Consider the following 18,784-nt stretch of genomic DNA (forward strand, 5'->3'; position numbering starts at 1 on the left):
GGGGGGCCCCGCCGCGGCCCGGCCCCCCCCCCCCCCCGCGGGGGGGGGCCCCCCGGCCCCCCCGCCCCCCCCCCCCTCGGCGTTTCGCGGCGCCGCTCCGGGTACCAGGACCCGGGAACGCCGCAGGGCGGTCACCCTCTCGGGTGACCGCCCTGCGGTGCTTGCCTACTGCGCTAGTGGAGCGACTCAGCCGTTGTACGGGCCGTAGTCGTAGTCCTCCAGCGGGACGGCCTGGCCGGAGCCGGTGCCGAAGGGCGAGTAGTCGATGTCGTCGTAACCGACGGCCGAGTACATCGCGGCCTTGGCTTCCTCGGTGGGCTCGACCCGGATGTTGCGGTAGCGGGACAGACCCGTACCGGCCGGGATGAGCTTACCGATGATGACGTTCTCCTTGAGGCCGATGAGGCTGTCGGACTTGGCGTTGATCGCCGCATCCGTCAGGACTCGGGTCGTCTCCTGGAAGGAGGCGGCCGACAGCCAGGATTCCGTCGCCAGCGAGGCCTTGGTGATACCCATCAGCTGCGGACGGCCGGAGGCGGGGTGACCGCCCTCGGTGACCACACGACGGTTCTCGGTCTCGAACTTCGACCGCTCGACGAGCTCGCCCGGAAGCAGCTCCGCGTCGCCGGACTCGATGATCGTCACGCGGCGCAGCATCTGCCGGATGATGATCTCGATGTGCTTGTCGTGGATCGACACGCCCTGCGAGTTGTAGACCTTCTGGACTTCGCCGACCAGGTGGACCTGGACCGCGCGCTGACCGAGGATGCGCAGCACGTCGTGCGGGTTGGTGGCACCCGCGGTGAGCTTCTGGCCCACCTCGACGTGGTCACCCTCGTGCACGAGGACCTTGGCGCGCTTGGAGATCGGGAACGCCGTCTCCTCGGCACCGTCGTCCGGCGTGATGACGATCTTCTTCGTCTTCTCGGTCTCCTCGATCCGCACGCGACCGGCGGCCTCGGAGATCGGGGCGACACCCTTCGGCGTACGGGCTTCGAAGAGCTCGACGACACGCGGCAGACCCTGCGTGATGTCGTCACCGGCCACACCACCGGTGTGGAAGGTACGCATCGTCAGCTGGGTACCGGGCTCACCGATGGACTGGGCGGCGATGATGCCGACCGCCTCACCGATGTCGACCAGCTTGCCGGTGGCGAGCGAGCGTCCGTAGCAGAAGGCACAGGTGCCGACCGCGGACTCACAGGTCAGGACCGAGCGGGTCTTGACCTCCTCGACGCCGTTGGCGACCAGGGCGTCGATGAGGACGTCACCGAGGTCGACGTTGGCCGGCGCGATGACCTTGCCGTCGATGACGACGTCCTCGGCCAGCATGCGGGCGTAGATCGAGGTCTCGACGTCGTCGGCCTTGCGCAGCACGCCGTCCTCGCCGCGAACGGCGATCTTCAGCTTCAGGCCGCGCTCGGTGCCGCAGTCCTCCTCGCGGATGATGACGTCCTGCGAGACGTCCACCAGACGACGGGTGAGGTAACCCGAGTCGGCGGTACGCAGGGCGGTGTCCGCCAGACCCTTACGGGCACCGTGCGTGGAGATGAAGTACTCCAGAACGGTGAGGCCCTCACGGAAGGACGCCTTGATCGGACGCGGGATGGTCTCGTTCTTCGCGTTCGACACCAGACCACGCATACCGGCGATCTGTCGCATCTGCATCATGTTTCCTCGGGCACCCGAGTCAACCATCATGAAGATGGGGTTCGTCTTGGGGAAGTTCGCGTTCATCGCCTCGGCAACCTCATTGGTCGCCTTGGTCCAGATCGCGATGAGCTCCTGCGTGCGCTCGTCCTTGGTGATCAGACCGCGCTCGTACTGCTTCTGGACCTTCTCGTCCAGTTCCTCGTAGCCCTTGACGATGGCCTTCTTGGCCTCGGGCACGACGATGTCGGAGACGGACACGGTGACGCCCGAACGGGTCGCCCAGTGGAAGCCCGACGCCTTCAGGTTGTCGAGCGTCGCCGCCACGATGACCTTGGGGTAGCGCTCGGCCAGGTCGTTGACGATCTCGGAGAGCTGCTTCTTGCCCACCGAGTAGTCGACGAACGGGTAGTCCTCGGGCAGCAGCTCGTTGAAGAGCGCGCGGCCCAGGGTCGTGCGCAGCCGGAAGCTGTCGCCCGGCTGGAACTCCTGCTCGCCCTCTTCGCGGACCGGGGGCACCCAGCCGCGCGGCGGGATGGTGCCCACCGGGAAGCGGATGTCGACGGCCGACTGGAGAGCCAGCTCGCCACCGTCGAACGCCATGGTCGCCTCGGCCGTGGAGCCGAACGCGCGGCCCTCGCCCTTGGTGTCACGGAGCTCACCGTCGGTGGTCAGGAAGAACAGACCGAGGACCATGTCCTGGGTCGGCATCGTGACCGGACGGCCGTCGGCGGGCTTCAGGATGTTGTTCGAGGACAGCATCAGGATGCGGGCCTCGGCCTGCGCCTCCGCGGAGAGCGGGAGGTGCACGGCCATCTGGTCACCGTCGAAGTCCGCGTTGAACGCGGTGCAGACGAGCGGGTGGATCTGGATGGCCTTGCCTTCGACCAGCTGGGGCTCGAAGGCCTGGATGCCGAGGCGGTGCAGCGTGGGCGCACGGTTCAGGAGGACCGGGTGCTCGGCGATGACCTCTTCGAGCACGTCGTAGACGACCGTGCGGCCGCGCTCGACCATGCGCTTCGCCGACTTGATGTTCTGCGCGTGGTTCAGGTCGACCAGGCGCTTCATCACGAACGGCTTGAAGAGCTCCAGCGCCATGGCCTTGGGCAGACCACACTGGTGCAGCTTCAGCTGCGGACCGACGACGATCACGGAACGCGCGGAGTAGTCCACGCGCTTGCCGAGAAGGTTCTGACGGAATCGACCCTGCTTGCCCTTGAGCATGTCGCTCAGGGACTTCAGCGGGCGGTTACCGGGACCGGTCACCGGACGACCACGACGACCGTTGTCGAAGAGGGCGTCGACGGCCTCCTGGAGCATGCGCTTCTCGTTGTTCACGATGATCTCGGGGGCACCGAGGTCGAGAAGGCGCTTCAGGCGGTTGTTGCGGTTGATCACGCGGCGGTACAGGTCGTTCAGGTCGGAGGTCGCGAAGCGGCCACCGTCCAGCTGCACCATCGGACGCAGGTCCGGCGGGATCACCGGCACGCAGTCCAGCACCATGCCCTTGGGGCTGTTGCTGGTCTGCAGGAACGCGGAGACGACCTTGAGACGCTTGAGCGCACGGGTCTTCTTCTGGCCCTTGCCGGAACGGATGATCTCGCGGAGGCGCTCGGCCTCTTCCTCGAGGTCGAAGGACTCCAGGCGCTTCTGCAGCGCCGCGGCACCCATCGAACCGTCGAAGTACGTGCCGAAGCGGTCGCGCAGCTCGCGGTAGAGCAGCTCGTCGCCCTCGAGGTCCTGGACCTTGAGGTTCTTGAAGCGCGACCAGACCTCGTCCAGACGGTCGATCTCGCGCTGCGCACGGTCGCGCAGCTGCTTCATCTCGCGCTCGGCACCTTCGCGCACCTTGCGGCGCACGTCGGCCTTGGCGCCCTCGGCCTCGAGCTCGGCCAGGTCGGTCTCGAGCTTCTTGGCACGGCCTTCGAGGTCCGAGTCGCGGCGGTTCTCGATCTGCTGGCGCTCGACGGAGACGTGGGCCTCCAGCGACGGGAGGTCGCGGGTGCGGCGCTCGTCGTCCACGAACGTGATCATGTACGCGGCGAAGTAGATGACCTTTTCGAGGTCCTTCGGCGCGAGGTCCAGCAGGTAGCCAAGACGCGACGGAACGCCCTTGAAGTACCAGATGTGGGTGACGGGAGCGGCAAGCTCGATGTGGCCCATCCGCTCGCGGCGCACCTTGGCGCGCGTGACTTCGACGCCACAACGCTCACAGATGATGCCCTTGAAGCGGACACGCTTGTACTTGCCGCAGTAGCACTCCCAGTCCCGGGTCGGACCGAAGATCTTCTCGCAGAAGAGTCCGTCCTTCTCGGGCTTGAGCGTGCGGTAGTTGATGGTCTCCGGCTTCTTGACCTCGCCGTGGGACCAGGTTCGGATGTCGTCCGCGGTGGCAAGGCCGATCCGCAGCTCGTCGAAGAAGTTGACGTCGAGCACTGTGCGTCAATCCCTCTTTCGGGGTCGAGTCTCAATCATGGTCTGAACGGTCCCGGGGATGACGGGGGGCTCTTGAGCGAGCCCCCCGTCAGGCCCGTCAGACCTCTTCGACGCTGCTCGGCTCGCGCCGGGACAGGTCGATACCGAGCTCCTCCGCCGCGCGGAAGACGTCCTCGTCGGTGTCGCGCATCTCGATGGACATGCCGTCCGAGGACAGCACCTCCACGTTGAGGCAGAGCGACTGCATTTCCTTGATGAGCACCTTGAAGGACTCGGGAATGCCCGGCTCGGGGATGTTCTCGCCCTTGACGATGGCCTCGTAGACCTTCACGCGGCCGGTCACGTCATCGGACTTGATGGTCAGCAGCTCCTGGAGGGCGTAAGCGGCGCCATAAGCCTCGAGCGCCCACACCTCCATCTCACCGAAGCGCTGGCCACCGAACTGCGCCTTACCACCCAGCGGCTGCTGCGTGATCATCGAGTACGGCCCGGTCGAACGGGCGTGGAGCTTGTCGTCGACCAGGTGGTGGAGCTTGAGGATGTACATGTAGCCGATCGAGACCGGCTCCGGGAACGGCTCGCCGGAGCGACCGTCGAACAGGTGAGCCTTGCCGGTCGGGAGGACCAGGCGGTCCCCGTCGCGGTTCGGGATCGTGTGCTCGAAGAGGCCGGAGATCTCGTCCTCACGGGCACCGTCGAACACCGGGGTGGCGACGTTGGTGCCGGGCTCGACGCGGTCGGCGCCGATCGCCCTCAGGCGCTCGGCCCACTCCTCGCCGAGGCCGGAGACGTCCCAGCCGCGGCTGGCGAGCCAGCCGAGGTGGATCTCCAGGACCTGTCCCGGGTTCATTCGGGACGGGACACCCAGCGGGTTCAGGATGATGTCGACCGGCGTGCCGTCCTCAAGGAAGGGCATGTCCTCGATCGGAAGGATCTTGGAGATGACACCCTTGTTGCCGTGGCGGCCGGCGAGCTTGTCACCGTCGGTGATCTTGCGCTTCTGGGCCACGTAGACGCGGACCAGCTGGTTGACGCCCGGGGGAAGCTCGTCGCCCTCTTCGCGGTCGAAGACGCGGACGCCGATGACCTTGCCGATCTCACCGTGGGGGACCTTGAGCGAGGTGTCGCGCACCTCGCGGGCCTTCTCACCGAAGATCGCGCGGAGCAGACGCTCTTCCGGGGTCAGCTCGGTCTCGCCCTTGGGCGTGACCTTGCCGACCAGGATGTCGCCCGCGACGACGTCCGCACCGATGCGGATGATGCCGCGCTCGTCGAGGTCCGCGAGGACCTCCTCGGAGACGTTCGGGATGTCCCGGGTGATCTCCTCGGGGCCCAGCTTGGTGTCACGGGCGTCGACCTCGTGCTCCTCGATGTGGATCGAGGAGAGGACGTCGTCCTGAACGAGGCGCTGCGACAGGATGATCGCGTCCTCGTAGTTGTGACCTTCCCAGGGCATGAACGCCACGAGCAGGTTCTTGCCGAGGGCCATTTCGCCCTCTTCGGTCGCAGGACCGTCGGCGAGGACCTGGGACTCGATGATCCGGTCACCCTCGTTGACGATGACCTTCTGGTTGACCGAGGTGCCCTGGTTCGAGCGGGAGAACTTCGCGACGCGGTACGTGGTGTACGTGCCGTCGTCGTTGGCGACGGTGATGTAGTCGGCCGAGACCTCCTGGACGACACCGTCCTTCTCCGCACGGATCGAGTCACCGGCGTCGACCGCACAGCGGTACTCCATGCCGGTGCCGACGAGCGGCGCCTCCGCCTTGATGAGCGGAACGGCCTGGCGCATCATGTTCGCGCCCATGAGGGCACGGTTGGCGTCGTCGTGCTCCAGGAAGGGGATCATCGCGGTCGCGACGGACACCATCTGGCGCGGGGAGACGTCCATGTAGTCGACGTCGTCGCCGGCGATGTAGTCGATCTCGCCACCACGACGGCGGACCAGCACGCGGTTCTCGGTGAAGCGCATCTCGTCGTTCAGGCCGGCGTTGGCCTGGGCGATGACGAAGCGGTCTTCCTCGTCGGCCGTCAGGTAGTCGACGTCGTCGGTGACGACACCCTCGATGACCTTGCGGTACGGGGTCTCGACGAAACCGAACGCGTTGACGCGACCGTAGGACGCGAGCGAACCGATCAGACCGATGTTCGGGCCTTCAGGGGTTTCGATCGGGCACATGCGGCCGTAGTGCGACGGGTGAACGTCTCGGACCTCGAAGCCGGCCCGCTCGCGGGACAGACCACCGGGACCCAGCGCCGAGAGACGACGCTTGTGCGTCAGACCCGACAGCGGGTTGTTCTGGTCCATGAACTGCGACAGCTGGCTGGTGCCGAAGAACTCCTTGATGGAGGCGACGACCGGCCGGATGTTGATCAGGGTCTGCGGCGTGATCGCCTCGACGTCCTGGGTCGTCATGCGCTCGCGCACGACGCGCTCCATACGAGCCAGACCCGTACGGACCTGGTTCTGGATGAGCTCGCCGACGTTGCGCAGACGACGGTTGCCGAAGTGGTCGATGTCGTCGGTCTCGACGACGATCGCCCGGCCCGACTCGCCCACCGTCTCGGTCTCGCCGGCGTGCAGCTTGACCAGGTAACGGATCGTGGCGATGACGTCGTCCGTCGTCAGCACACCGGCGTCGAGGGGCTCGTCCGCGCCGAGCTTCTTGTTGACCTTGTAGCGACCGACCTTCGCGAGGTCGTAGCGCTTCGGGTTGAAGTAGAGGTTCTCGAGCAGCGTCTGCGCGGCCTCACGGGTCGGCGGTTCGCCCGGACGCAGCTTGCGGTAGATGTCGAGCAGCGCGTCGTCCTGGCCCTGGGTGTGGTCCTTCTCCAGGGTGGCGCGCATGGACTCGTACTCGCCGAACTCTTCCAGGATCTGCTCGGTGGTCCAACCGAGAGCCTTCAGGAGAACGGTGACGGACTGCTTGCGCTTGCGGTCGATGCGGACACCGACCATGTCGCGCTTGTCGACCTCCATCTCCAGCCAGGCACCCCGGGACGGGATGATCTTGGCGGAGAAGATGTCCTTGTCGGACGTCTTGTCGATGGAGGAGTCGAAGTAGACACCGGGGGAACGGACCAGCTGCGACACCACGACACGCTCGGTGCCGTTGATGACGAAGGTGCCCTTGTTCGTCATGAGCGGGAAATCGCCCATGAAGACCGTCTGGGACTTGATCTCACCGGTCTCGTTGTTGGTGAACTCGGCCGTTACGAACAGCGGCGCCGCAAAGGTGAAGTCGCGGTCCTTGCACTCGTCGACGGAGTTCTTCGCAGGCTCGAAGCGGTGGTCGCGGAAGGTCAGCGACATCGACCCGGAGAAGTCCTCGATCGGCGAGATCTCCTCGAAGATCTCTTCCAGACCGGACTTGGTGGGGACGTCCTGTCCGCTCTCCAGAGCCGACTCGACGCGAGACTTCCAGGCGGCGTTACCGAGCAGCCAGTCAAAGCTCTCGGTCTGCAGCGCCAGGAGGTTCGGAACCTCGAGAGGCTCCTTGATCTTTGCAAAGGAGATGCGCAGCGGGGCAGTGCTGGCACCGTTGTTCGTATTGGTCGAGGCGTTGCGCGAGGCGGCCAAGAGGGGGTCCTTCCGAGGGCTCGGACTCACTACGCGCGTACCGGTCCCAGCTGACACAGAAGAGGAACTTCCCCTATCCGGCCCAAAGGACCAGGTGAGGGTGCTCGATCAGGTGTGCTTCAGCGTAGGTATGCCCCTGGCGACGGGCAGGGGGCAGCTAACAGGCAGCGCAAAGGGTCAGTGTAGCCACTTGGCTCACTGATGTCCAGACCAGATTTCTGGAGTCCGGCAACAGGCCTTCCCCTTGTTGTTGAACGCTGCGGCGCTCGCACACAGAGCGCGTATCAGTACTGCCCTCTTTGTAACCGATCCATGCCTCGGGATCCGGATCGGCCTGCTTCCTCATGTGGCAACGGGACTGAGAATTGCGCGCCGCGTGCCGTTCGTCAAGGCCCCCTGCTCCGAGCGGATCATCACCGGGCCCTGTCTCGGAGCAACGATGATCACCCTACTCCCCAACGAGAGCAGGGCAAGTCAGGCACTGCGGGTACGCCAAAGGGCGACCACCCTTACGGGTGATCGCCCCTTGGAGAGGCCCTGTGAGGGCCTCAGAGGTGTTACTTGACCTCGACCGAGGCGCCGGCGCCCTTGAGGGACTCGGCAGCCTTCTCGGCGGCCTCCTTGGCGACCTTCTCGAGGACGGGCTTCGGAGCGCCGTCGACGAGGTCCTTGGCCTCCTTCAGGCCGAGGGAGGTCAGCTCGCGCACGACCTTGATGACCTGGATCTTCTTGTCACCGGCGGCGGTGAGGATGACGTCGAACTCGTCCTGCTCCTCAGCGGCCTCAGCGGCGACGGGGGCGCCCGGACCGGCAACGGCGACGGCCGCGGCGGCGGTGACGTCGAACTTCTCCTCGAACGCCTTCACGAACTCGGAGAGCTCGATGAGGGTGAGCTCCTCGAACTGGGCGAGGAGTTCGTCCTGGGTGAGCTTCGCCATGATGGGCGATCCTTCCACTAAATCGGCAGGTGCCGGATGTATATAGAGGCGGGCGTGACGGCCCGCTTTGACCCACGCACTAGGCGGCGTGGATCAGTGCGCGAGCCGAATTACTCGGCACCGCCCTGCTCGGCGAGCTTGACGCGAAGCGCTTCCGCAGTGCGGACGAACTTCGACGGCAGCGCCTGGAAGAGCGAGGCAGCCTGAGACTGCTTGCCCTTGAACGCGCCGGCCAGCTTGCTGAGCAGAACCTCGCGGGACTCGAGGTCCGCGAGCTTCTTGATCTCATCGGCGGTGAGCGCCTTACCATCAAGGACACCCGCCTTGATGATGAGGTTCGGGTTGTCCTTGGCGAAGTCACGCAGACTCTTCGCCGACTCCACCGGGTCACCGGTGATGAAGGCGACCGCGGTCGGACCAGCGAAGTGCTCGTCCAGCGCGGTGATCCCGGCCTGGTTGGCCGCAATCTTGGTCAGCGTGTTCTTCACCACGGCGTACTGGGCGTTCTCACCGAGGGAACGACGCAGCGTCTTGAGCTGCGCCACGGTGAGGCCCCGGTACTCGGTCAGCACGGCGGCGTTCGAGTCGCGGAACTGGTCCGTGAGCTCGGCTACCGCGGCAGCCTTGTTGGGCGTCGGCATAGTGCTTCGGCCTCCTTCCGGGTGATGAGGACCGCTCAGAAGGGGCTAGACAAACAAAACGCCCCGGCGCAAGCGCTCGGGGCACGGCTCGACCGGAACGAGTCCGGGAACTATCCACTGAACACCTGCGCAGGTCGTTCGCAGCTAGCGAATCCTTCGGTCGCCATCCTCTTGCGAGCACGGCAACGACCAGCGGTCTTTGGCTTCTCCGGAAGCGTACGCGAACATCCCGCCCCGGAGCAAATCGTCCTCCTGCGCCCTCCCGCGCCCCGTGCGGGCCCCTGGCGGGCGCCGTACGGGCCCGGGCGCCCCGGCGGACCCGGGAGGCCGCAAAGCCCCTGCGAGGCCCGGCGGGGCTCCGTGCCGCCGGGGAACGAAAACGGGCCCCCCACCTCCCGTGAGGGAGGCGGAGGGCCCGCCGAGATGCTGCCGGTGGGCCCGGGGGCCCTGCCGGATCAGACCGAGGCCGGGTCTTCCTCGACGAGGAGGTTCCGGGTGCGGTTCTGGTCCAGGATGATGCCGGGGCCCATCGTGGTGCTCAGGGCGGCCTTCTTGATGTAGCGGCCCTTCGCGGCGGACGGCTTCAGACGAAGGATCTCGTCCAGCGCGGCGCCGTAGTTCTCGACCAGCTGCTCATCGGTGAAGGAGACCTTGCCGATGATGAAGTGCAGGTTCGAGTGCTTGTCGACGCGGAACTCGATCTTGCCACCCTTGATCTCGGTGACAGCCTTGGCGACGTCCATGGTGACGGTGCCGGTCTTCGGGTTCGGCATGAGGCCACGGGGACCGAGCACGCGGCCGAGGCGGCCGACCTTGCCCATGAGGTCCGGGGTGGCGACAACGGCGTCGAACTCGTTGAGGCGGTTGCCCTTCGCGATCTCGTTGATCAGCTCGTCGTTGCCGACAATGTCGGCGCCGGCGGCTTCCGCGGCCGCTGCACGGTCACCGGTCGCGAAGACCAGGACCCGGGCGGTCTTGCCGGTGCCGTGCGGGAGGTTCACGGTGCCGCGGACCATCTGGTCGGCCTTGCGCGGGTCGACACCCAGGCGGAAGGCGACCTCGACGGTGCTGTCGAACTTGGTCGCGGAGGTCTCCTTGGCGAGACGGACGGCCTCGAGCGGGGCGTAGAGCTTTGCCCGGTCGACCTTGGCGTCCGCAGCGCGGAGAGTCTTGCTGCGCTTCACTTCTGCTCCTGTTTGCAGATAGCACCATGCGGCTTCCGCCGCGTGGCAGGTGTGGAGTCGTGGTGCGGACCAGCGCTGGTCCTACCACTGGGGGCGTGCGAGGGGCTGGATCAGCCCTCGACCGTGATGCCCATCGAACGAGCGGTGCCGGCGATGATCTTCTCGGCGGCCGCCAGGTCGTTGGCGTTCAGGTCGGGCATCTTCAGCGTGGCGATCTCGCGGACCTGGGCGCCGGTGAGCTTGGCGACCTTGGTCTTGTGCGGCTCGCCCGAGCCCTTCTCCACACCCGCGTGCTTGAGGATGAGGCGCGCGGCCGGGGGGGTCTTCGTCACGAAGGTGAAGGAGCGGTCGTCGTAGACCGTGATCTCCACCGGCACGACCATGCCACGCTGCGACTCGGTCGCGGCGTTGTAGGCCTTGCAGAACTCCATGATGTTGACGCCGTGCTGACCGAGCGCGGGGCCGACCGGCGGCGCCGGGTTGGCCGCACCGGCCTTGATCTGGAGCTTGATGAGCCCCGTGATCTTCTTCTTCTTGGGAGGCATTGCTCTCTCCGGGTCCTGTGAGAGTGTTTCGCCGCCAACCGGTCATCCGGATGGAGGCATACCGCACCACGATAGCGGGTATCAGGGCGGGGCATAAAACCCAGCAGGTCAGACCGCCCTTTTCAGGGCGATCTGACCTGGCTGGAAGCGTGTGTCAGAGGGACTGACCCAGACCTGCTGGATCAGTTCTTCTGGATCTGGTCGAAGCTCAGCTCGACCGGGGTCTCGCGGCCGAAGATCTCGACGAGACCCTTGACCTTCTTCGAGTCCGGGTTGATCTCGTTGATGGTCGCCTGGAGCGTCGCGAACGGGCCGTCGGTGACGGTGACCGAGTCGCCGACCTCGAAGTCCAGGACCTCGATGGTGCGCTTGACGGCGGGCGCGGGCAGGCCGGCCTCTTCCGCGGCCAGCTTGGCGGCCTTCTCCTGCGCCTCGGGGGCGAGCATCTTGACGATCTCGTCGAGGGTCAGCGGGTACGGGTCGTAGGCGTTGCCCACGAAGCCGGTGACGCCGGGGGTGTTGCGGACGACGCCCCAGGACTCGTTCGTCAGATCCATGCGGACGAGAACGTAACCGGGCAGCTTGTTCTGCCGGACGTTCTTGCGCTCGCCGTTCTTGATCTGGACGATCTCTTCCTCGGGCACCTCGGCCGAGTAGATGAAGTCCTCGACGTTCAGCGAGACGGCGCGCTGTTCGAGGTTCGCCTTCACGCGCTTCTCGTAGCCCGCGTAGGTGTGGATGACGTACCACTCGCCGGGCAGGCTGCGGAGCTCGTCGCGCAGGGCCTGGATCGGGTCGACCGGCTCCGCGGGCTCTTCGTCCTCGTCGGCGGCCTCGTCCTCGTCGACCTCGGCGTCGGCCTCGTCGGCGTCCTCATCGGAGTCGTCGGACTCGTCGGAAGCCTCATCGGCCTCGTCCTCGACGACGTCCTCATCGGCCTCGTCGGCGTCGATCTGGTCGGCCTCGTCGGTCTCTACGACGTGCACAGCAGCCTCTTCGGCCGCGACGCCGGCGTCGGCGTCCGCGATCTCGGCCTCGTCAGGGTTCGCAGCGTCCGCCGCCTCGACGATGTCGAGCGCGTCCTCGACGGACTCGACGGAGTCGGGGCTCGCGTTCAGGTTCGGGTCAGACACGGTGGCTGCTTCTTCCTGGATACAAAATGGGGTGGAACATGCGAAAACGGGCGGCACCCATCAAGGTGCCGCCCCCCGCGGGGACTAGCCGAAGACGAACTTGATGGCCGCGTTGAAGCCATAGTCAATCACGGTAACGAGACCGATCATGATGACCACGAACACGATCACCACAGTGGTGTAGGTGCTCAGCTGGTTGCGAGTCGGCCATACGACCTTGCGGAGTTCCGCGACGATCTGCCGGTAGAAGAGCGCGAGACGACCCAGAGGGCCCTTCTTGCCGCGCTTGCCGCCCTTTCGGGCCTTCTTCTCGCGGGTCTCGTCCTCGGCGTCAGGCATGTCGATGGAGCCCACGGCGTCCGTCACGTCTCTCACCTGAATCCGGGTCATGGCCGTGCCGCGCCCCGGTTGAGCCGCACGGCGGTGCATAGATGTAGGTACCTGCGCACACATCCGGCGAAGGAGTGTGGAGCAGGGCCGGAGGGACTCGAACCCCCAACCGCTGGTTTTGGAGACCAGTGCTCTACCAATTGAGCTACGACCCTTTGCGTCCCCCAACCTACCGCATCCGGACGAGTGCACGGAGTGCACGCGTTTTGGGGCGGTTGGTGAGGTCCAACGACAGGTGAGCATACGTGGTCGCGGCGCCGACGTCGAACAGACTCCGTCGGAGCTGCTCCGTCCGGTACCTGAAACGGTGTGCGGCGGCAGTTTGCAGTCTGGGACGATTGGCCGCATGACCTCTGCAACGCCTTCTTCCGAGCGCCGGGTGTCCGCCCGTATCGGCGCCATTTCCGAGTCCGCCACCCTCGCCGTCGACGCCAAGGCCAAGGCCCTCAAGGCCGCGGGCCGTCCGGTGATCGGCTTCGGCGCCGGTGAGCCCGACTTCCCCACCCCCGACTACATCGTCGAGGCGGCGGTCGAGGCCTGCCGCAACCCGAAGTACCACCGCTACACGCCGGCCGGCGGCCTGCCGGAGCTGAAGAAGGCCATCGCGGAGAAGACGCTGCGCGACTCGGGCTACGCCGTCGACCCGACCCAGATCCTGGTGACCAACGGTGGCAAGCAGGCCATCTACGAGGCCTTCGCCGCGATCCTCGACCCGGGCGACGAGGTCATCGTCCCGGCCCCGTACTGGACCACCTACCCCGAGTCGATCCGCCTCGCGGGCGGTGTCCCGGTGGACGTCGTCGCCGACGAGACCACCGGCTACCGGGTCTCCGTGGAGCAGCTGGAAGCGGCGCGCACCGACCGTACGAAGGTCGTCCTGTTCGTCTCCCCGTCGAACCCGACCGGTTCCGTGTACTCCGAGGACGACGCCCGCGCCATCGGCGAGTGGGCCGCCGAGCACGGCCTGTGGGTCCTGACGGACGAGATCTACGAGCACCTGGTCTACGGCGACGCGAAGTTCACCTCGCTGCCGGTGCTGGTGCCCGCGCTCGCCGACCGCTGCATCGTCGTCAACGGCGTGGCCAAGACGTACGCCATGACCGGCTGGCGCGTCGGATGGGTCGTGGGCCCCAAGGACGTCATCAAGGCCGCGACGAACCTCCAGTCGCACGCCACCTCCAACGTCTCCAACGTGGCGCAGGTGGCCGCGCTGGCCGCGGTGTCCGGGAACCTGGACGCCGTCGCGGAGATGCGCAAGGCCTTCGACCGCCGCCGCCAGACCATGGTCAAGATGCTGAACGAGATCGACGGCGTCTTCTGTCCGACCCCGGAGGGCGCGTTCTACGCGTACCCCTCGGTCAAGGAGCTGCTCGGCAAGGAGATCCGCGGTCAGCGCCCGCAGACCTCGGTCGAGCTGGCGGCCCTGATCCTGGACGAGGCCGAGGTCGCGGTCGTCCCCGGCGAGGCCTTCGGTACTCCGGGCTACCTGCGCCTGTCGTACGCCCTCGGTGACGAGGACCTGGTGGAGGGCGTGACCCGGATCCAGAACCTGCTGGGCGAGGCCAAGGCCTAGGCCTAGCGCGGCCGGCAGCGGAGAAGGGGGGTCCGGGGTTCGCTCCGGGCCCCCCTTTCCCGTCCCTCCGGGGGCGCCTCGAACGCCGGCGGGGCTGGAAATACAGCCTGGTAGATGCGTTCGGGAGGGAGCTCGATCGGGAAACGGGCTGCCCTTGGAGCCGTTCTTGCGGCAGGATCACCGGATGGAGCACGTACGCGATCTCACGCTTCTGCCGAAAGCCCACCTCCACCTGCACTTCACGGGGTCCATGCGCCCGTCGACCCTGCTGGAGCTGGCCGACAAGTACGGCGTGCGGCTGCCCGACGCGCTGACCGGCGGCGAGCCACCCCGACTGCGGGCCACCGACGAGCGCGGCTGGTTCCGTTTCCAGCGGCTCTACGACGCCGCCCGCTCCTGCCTGCGCGAGCCCGACGACATCCGGCGCCTGGTGCGCGAGGCCGCGGAGGAGGACGTCCGGGACGGCAGCGGGTGGCTGGAGATCCAGGTGGATCCCACCTCCTACGCCCCGCTCCTCGGCGGGATGATCCCGGCCGTGGAGATCATCCTGGACGCCGTGGACGCCGCCTCCCGCGAGACCGGCCTCGGCATGCGCGTGGTCATCGCCGCGAACCGCATGAAGCACCCGCTGGACGCCCGCACCCTGGCCCGGCTCGCCGTCCGCTACGCCGACCGCGGCATCGTCGGCTTCGGGCTCTCCAACGACGAGCGCCGCGGCATGGCCCGCGACTTCGACCGGGCCTTCGCCATCGCCCGGGAGGGCGGTCTGCTCGCGGCCCCGCACGGCGGCGAGCTGAGCGGTCCCTCCTCCGTCCGGGACTGCCTGGACGACCTGCGCGCCACCCGTATCGGGCACGGCGTCCGGGCCGCCGAGGACCCGCGGCTGCTCCAGCGACTGGCGGACCGCCAGATCACCTGCGAGGTGTGCCCGGCGTCCAATGTGGCGCTGGGGGTCTACGAGCGCCACGAGGACGTTCCGCTGCGGACCCTCTTCGAGGCCGGGGTGCCGATGGCGCTGGGCGCCGACGACCCGCTGCTCTTCGGCTCACGGTTGGCGGCGCAGTACGAGATCGCCCGCCGCCACCACGCCTTCACGGACGAGGAGCTGGCCGAGCTGGCCCGCCAGTCGGTGCGCGGTTCGGCCGCGCCCGAGGACGTGCAGGCCAAGCTGCTGGCCGGGATCGACCACTGGCTGACCGGGTGAACGGCCGGCCGTTCACCGGGTGAGGCGCAGGTCGCCTTCCCAGCAGTCGGCCCGCACCCGGTAGCCGTCGGTGAAGCCGATCTCCAGGTGGGTGCGGCCCTGCTCGGGCACGGCGAACTCGGCCACGGTCGCCACGGTGTCGCCGAGGTGGCGCAGGAAGGGGTGGTCGCCGAGGTCGTCGCCGACTTCGATGCGGCCCCACTCCCCCATGTCGTACGGCTCGTGCGGTCGGGCCGACTCGACGATGAGGCACCAGTCGGAGCCGGTGGTGATCCGGGTGCAGTCGCCCTCGCTGTCGATCAGCCAGACGTCGAGCGGGGCCTCGGAGCGTTCGCCCTCGTAGACGTGCCAGGACGCGACGACGCTGCTGATCGCGCGCCCCACGAGCCGGGTGGGGTCGGTACCGGCCCCGTGCAGGGGACAGAGCATGGGCGGCCGGGGCTCCTCAGATGCTGACGCCGACCGTCACCGGTTCGTTGACCAGGGTGACGCCGAAGGCAGCGTGGACGCCCGCGACGACCTCGCGGGCCAGGGCGAGCAGGTCCTCGGTGGTGGCTCCACCGCGGTTGGTGAGCGCCAGGGTGTGCTTGGTGGAGATGCGGGCGGGGCCGGTGCCGTAGCCCTTGGTGAAGCCCGCCTTGTCGATCAGCCAGGCCGCGCTGGTCTTCGTACCGCCGCCGGCGGCCGGGTAGGCGGGCGGGGCGGTGTCGGGGCCGAGCCGGTCGTGGACGCGGGCGAGGAAGTCGGCGTAGGCCTCCTCGGTCAGGACCGGGTTGGTGAAGAAGGACCCGGCCGACCAGGTGTCGTGGTCCGCGGGGTCGAGCACCATGCCCTTGCCGGCGCGCAGCCGCAGGACGGTCTCGCGGGCGGTGGCGGCGGGGACCCGGTCACCCGCCTCGACGCCGAGGGCGCGGGCGGTCTCCGGGTACTTGATCGGCGCGGAGAGCCCGCCGGCGGCCTCCAGGGCGAAGCGGACCCGCAGGACGACGTAGCGCTCCGGGTGCTCCTTGAAGGTGCTGTGACGGTACGAGAACGCGCACTCGGCGTTGGAAAGGGTGACCGTCTCGCCGAGGATGCGGTCGTAGGCGACGACCTCGGTGATGGTGCTGGAGACCTCCTGGCCGTACGCCCCGACGTTCTGGACCGGGGTGGCACCGGCGGAGCCGGGGATTCCGGCGAGGCATTCGATGCCCGCGAGGCCGGCTTCGACGGTGCGGGCGACGGCGTCGCTCCAGTTCTCGCCGGCCGCGAGTTCGAGGGTGGTGCCGTCGAGGGCGAAGCCGGTGGTCGCGATGCGCAGGGCGGTGCCGTCGAAGCCCTGGTCGCCGATGACCAGGTTGCTGCCGCCGCCGATGAGGAGGAGCGGCGTACCGCTCTCGTCGGCCGCGCGCACGGCGGCGGTGACCTCGGCGTCGGTGGTCGCGGTGACCAGCCGGGTCGCCGGGCCGCCGAGGCGGAAGGTGGTCAGCGGGGCGAGGGGGGCATCGTGGAGTTCCTGCACGTGGACAAGAGTACGGTCCGCGTCCCCCTGTCGATGCGGGGCCACGGACCGTACGCACTCTGGTCGGGTGGGATGGGACTCAGTGGTTCCGCTTCTCCTCGGCGAGCCGGCGCTCGGCCTCGGCCCAGGAGATCGGGAGCTCGCTCGCCCGAACGGTCCAGAAGGTGAAGGCGGATTCCTTGGTGTAGGCGCTCGCCGCCCGGGCGCTGGAGCGGTGCGGCTCGCTGCCTGCGAAGCGGTAGAGCGCGCCGCGGTCCTCCCAGGCGGAGAGGGTGAGGAAGGTGCGTCGCAAGGTCCGGGCCCGCAGGGCGGCGCCGTGGGCGCCGGGTGCCTTGCGGATCTGCCCGATGATGCGGGGGGCCTTGAGGAAGAACCGGAAGGCCCCGGTGAGGGTGGCGGTCTCGAAGCGGGAGGCCATGACGTAGACCTCGGCGTCGGGCTCCGCCCGGTGGGGTGTGGACCAGGGGATGTCGGGCACGGCGGCCACTCCTTCGGCGGATCCGAGGTGGGGGCGGGGTGGGGCGGGTCAGTGGGTCGACACCTTCTCGGGCGCGCCGGCGGCGCCCCCGGTCCGGTCGGTCGCCAGGGCCACGACGGGGGAGGGCCCCGACTGCTGCGGCTGCTTGGGCTTGCGGGGCAGCAGCAGGGCCAGCAGGGCGGCCAGCGCGACGGCGCTCGCGCCGATCCACAGGGCCGGGACGGTGCCGTCGGTGAAGGTCTGGGGCGTCTCGTAGCCGCCCTGGGAGGCGAAGACCGAGGCCAGGACCGCGACGCCGAGGGCGCCGCCCAGCTCACGCAGGGCGCTGTTGGCTCCGGAGGCCCTGCCCTGGTCGGCGACGCTCACGGTGGACATCAGGACGTTGGAGGCGGGGGCGAAGTACAGGGCCATGCCGATGCCGCTGAGGATCAGCGCGGGGAGCTGGGCGGCGTACGTCACGTCGGCGGCGAGCACCGCGGCGAACCAACCGAGCCCGAGCGCCTGGAAGGCGAGGCCCGCGGCGACGACCGGGCGGCCGCCGATCCGGTCGGAGAGGATTCCGGCGATCGGGGCGACGATCATCGGCATCCCGGTCCAGGGCAGCATGCGCAGGCCCGCCTCGGTGGGCGAGTAGCCGGCGGCGCCCTGGAGGAACTGGCTGAGCAGGAAGATCGAGCCGAACATCCCGAGGAACATCAGCAGGCTGGCCAGGTTGATCCCGAGGAAGCCGCGGTCGCGGAAGAGCCGCATCGGGAGCATCGCGTGGGGGTTGCCGGAGCCGTGGTGGACGAAGCCGGCGACGAGCAGGCCGCCGACGATCAGGCCGGTCAGGACCAGGGGACTGGTCCAGCCGTCGGCGTTGGCGTTGACCAGGGCGTAGACGATGCCGAAGAGGCCGGCGCTGATCAGCAGGGTGCCGGGGATGTCCAGGCGGGAGCCCGGCGCGGTGGACTCGGCCAGGCGCAGCCGGGCGAGGGGGATCAGGGCGAGGCCGATCGGCACGTTCAGCCAGAAGATCCACTGCCATGAGATGTGCTCGGTGAGGCTGCCGCCGATGAGCGGGCCGCTGGCCACCGCGAGGCCGGTGACGGCTCCGTAGATGCCGAGGGCCATGCCGCGGCGGGCGGCCGGGACGGCGGCGGTGAGCAGGGTGAGCGTCAGCGGCATCATGACCGCGGCGCCGATGCCCTGGATGGCGCGGGCGGCGATGAGGGCGTCGATGCCGGGCGAGAGGGCCGCCGCGGCGGACGCGCCGGTGAAGACGGTGAGGCCGGCGATGAAGAGCTTGCGGCGGCCGAAGCGGTCACCGAGGGCGGAGCCGAACATCAGCAGGACGGCGAAGGTGAGGGTGTAGGCGTTCACCGTCCATTCGAGGTCCTCCAGCGCGCCGCCGAGATCCGTGCGGATGGCGGGGAGGGCTGTGGTGACGACCAGGTTGTCGAGGGCGGCCATGAAGCTGGCGACGCCGGTGAGGACGAGGGCCCAGACGGCGGGGCCGCGCAGCCGGGTGTCGGTGGCGGGCTGGACTGGA

General features: G+C 68.2%; 14 protein-coding genes and 1 tRNA gene. 2 read left to right on the forward strand and 13 right to left on the reverse strand.

The window, feature by feature from the left end; genetic code table 11:
* Nucleotides 1-186: 186 nt before the first annotated feature.
* The 9 genes from ACIBEA_RS37370 to ACIBEA_RS37410 all read right to left on the reverse strand — a co-directional run bounded on the left by ACIBEA_RS37370 (nucleotide 187) and on the right by ACIBEA_RS37410 (nucleotide 12,652).
* A complete protein-coding gene (locus ACIBEA_RS37370; protein WP_399267666.1) occupies nucleotides 187-4,086 on the reverse strand; it encodes a DNA-directed RNA polymerase subunit beta' in 3,900 nt (1,299 codons plus the stop codon).
* Between the two features lie 97 nt (nucleotides 4,087-4,183).
* The gene (rpoB, locus tag ACIBEA_RS37375; RefSeq protein ID WP_399267667.1) at nucleotides 4,184-7,666 is read right to left on the reverse strand and encodes a DNA-directed RNA polymerase subunit beta; all 3,483 of its coding nucleotides are present in this window, start codon (nucleotides 7,664-7,666) and stop codon (nucleotides 4,184-4,186) included.
* A gap of 557 nt (nucleotides 7,667-8,223) precedes the next feature.
* Nucleotides 8,224-8,604: a 50S ribosomal protein L7/L12 gene (rplL, locus tag ACIBEA_RS37380; protein ID WP_399267668.1), complete on the reverse strand. Its 381-nt coding sequence runs from the start codon at nucleotides 8,602-8,604 to the stop codon at nucleotides 8,224-8,226.
* A gap of 110 nt (nucleotides 8,605-8,714) precedes the next feature.
* Entirely contained in the window at nucleotides 8,715-9,245 is a 531-nt protein-coding gene (rplJ, locus tag ACIBEA_RS37385) for a 50S ribosomal protein L10 (RefSeq protein WP_330332008.1), read from the reverse strand.
* 455 nt (nucleotides 9,246-9,700) lie between these two features.
* Nucleotides 9,701-10,429 carry a 50S ribosomal protein L1 gene (rplA, locus tag ACIBEA_RS37390; RefSeq protein WP_399267669.1) on the reverse strand — a complete coding sequence of 243 codons (729 nt, stop codon included), beginning with the start codon at nucleotides 10,427-10,429 and terminating at the stop codon, nucleotides 9,701-9,703.
* 110 nt (nucleotides 10,430-10,539) lie between these two features.
* On the reverse strand, nucleotides 10,540-10,974 hold the full coding sequence (gene rplK / locus ACIBEA_RS37395) for a 50S ribosomal protein L11 (protein WP_283452383.1): 435 nt from the start codon (nucleotides 10,972-10,974) through the stop codon (nucleotides 10,540-10,542).
* 182 nt (nucleotides 10,975-11,156) lie between these two features.
* Nucleotides 11,157-12,107 carry a transcription termination/antitermination protein NusG gene (nusG, locus tag ACIBEA_RS37400; RefSeq protein WP_399267670.1) on the reverse strand — a complete coding sequence of 317 codons (951 nt, stop codon included), beginning with the start codon at nucleotides 12,105-12,107 and terminating at the stop codon, nucleotides 11,157-11,159.
* Between the two features lie 84 nt (nucleotides 12,108-12,191).
* Entirely contained in the window at nucleotides 12,192-12,473 is a 282-nt protein-coding gene (gene secE / locus ACIBEA_RS37405) for a preprotein translocase subunit SecE (RefSeq protein WP_351045363.1), read from the reverse strand.
* Between the two features lie 106 nt (nucleotides 12,474-12,579).
* Nucleotides 12,580-12,652 (reverse strand) — tRNA-Trp (locus tag ACIBEA_RS37410).
* A 191-nt stretch (nucleotides 12,653-12,843) separates the two neighbouring features.
* Here ACIBEA_RS37410 and ACIBEA_RS37415 point away from each other — a divergent pair.
* Complete coding sequence (locus ACIBEA_RS37415; RefSeq protein ID WP_399267671.1) at nucleotides 12,844-14,070, forward strand: pyridoxal phosphate-dependent aminotransferase; 1,227 nt, start codon at nucleotides 12,844-12,846, stop codon at nucleotides 14,068-14,070.
* A 184-nt stretch (nucleotides 14,071-14,254) separates the two neighbouring features.
* The gene (locus tag ACIBEA_RS37420) at nucleotides 14,255-15,274 is read left to right on the forward strand and encodes an adenosine deaminase (RefSeq protein WP_399267672.1); all 1,020 of its coding nucleotides are present in this window, start codon (nucleotides 14,255-14,257) and stop codon (nucleotides 15,272-15,274) included.
* A 12-nt stretch (nucleotides 15,275-15,286) separates the two neighbouring features.
* On the opposite strand, the gene ACIBEA_RS37425 is transcribed toward ACIBEA_RS37420, so the two are convergent.
* The 4 genes from ACIBEA_RS37425 to ACIBEA_RS37440 form a co-directional block, all read right to left on the reverse strand.
* The gene (locus tag ACIBEA_RS37425) at nucleotides 15,287-15,703 is read right to left on the reverse strand and encodes a hypothetical protein (RefSeq protein ID WP_385786968.1); all 417 of its coding nucleotides are present in this window, start codon (nucleotides 15,701-15,703) and stop codon (nucleotides 15,287-15,289) included.
* 16 nt (nucleotides 15,704-15,719) lie between these two features.
* Nucleotides 15,720-16,775 (reverse strand): UDP-N-acetylmuramate dehydrogenase, encoded by a 1,056-nt coding sequence (locus tag ACIBEA_RS37430; protein ID WP_399267673.1) that lies wholly within the window; start codon nucleotides 16,773-16,775, stop codon nucleotides 15,720-15,722.
* Between the two features lie 79 nt (nucleotides 16,776-16,854).
* Complete coding sequence (locus ACIBEA_RS37435; RefSeq protein ID WP_399267674.1) at nucleotides 16,855-17,253, reverse strand: DUF3291 domain-containing protein; 399 nt, start codon at nucleotides 17,251-17,253, stop codon at nucleotides 16,855-16,857.
* Nucleotides 17,254-17,301: 48 nt separating this feature from the next.
* Entirely contained in the window at nucleotides 17,302-18,705 is a 1,404-nt protein-coding gene (locus ACIBEA_RS37440) for an MFS transporter (protein ID WP_399267789.1), read from the reverse strand.
* Nucleotides 18,706-18,784 lie beyond the last annotated feature (79 nt).

It is taken from the genome of Streptomyces sp. NPDC051555 (assembly GCF_044454405.1).
Taxonomy (GTDB): domain Bacteria; phylum Actinomycetota; class Actinomycetes; order Streptomycetales; family Streptomycetaceae; genus Streptomyces.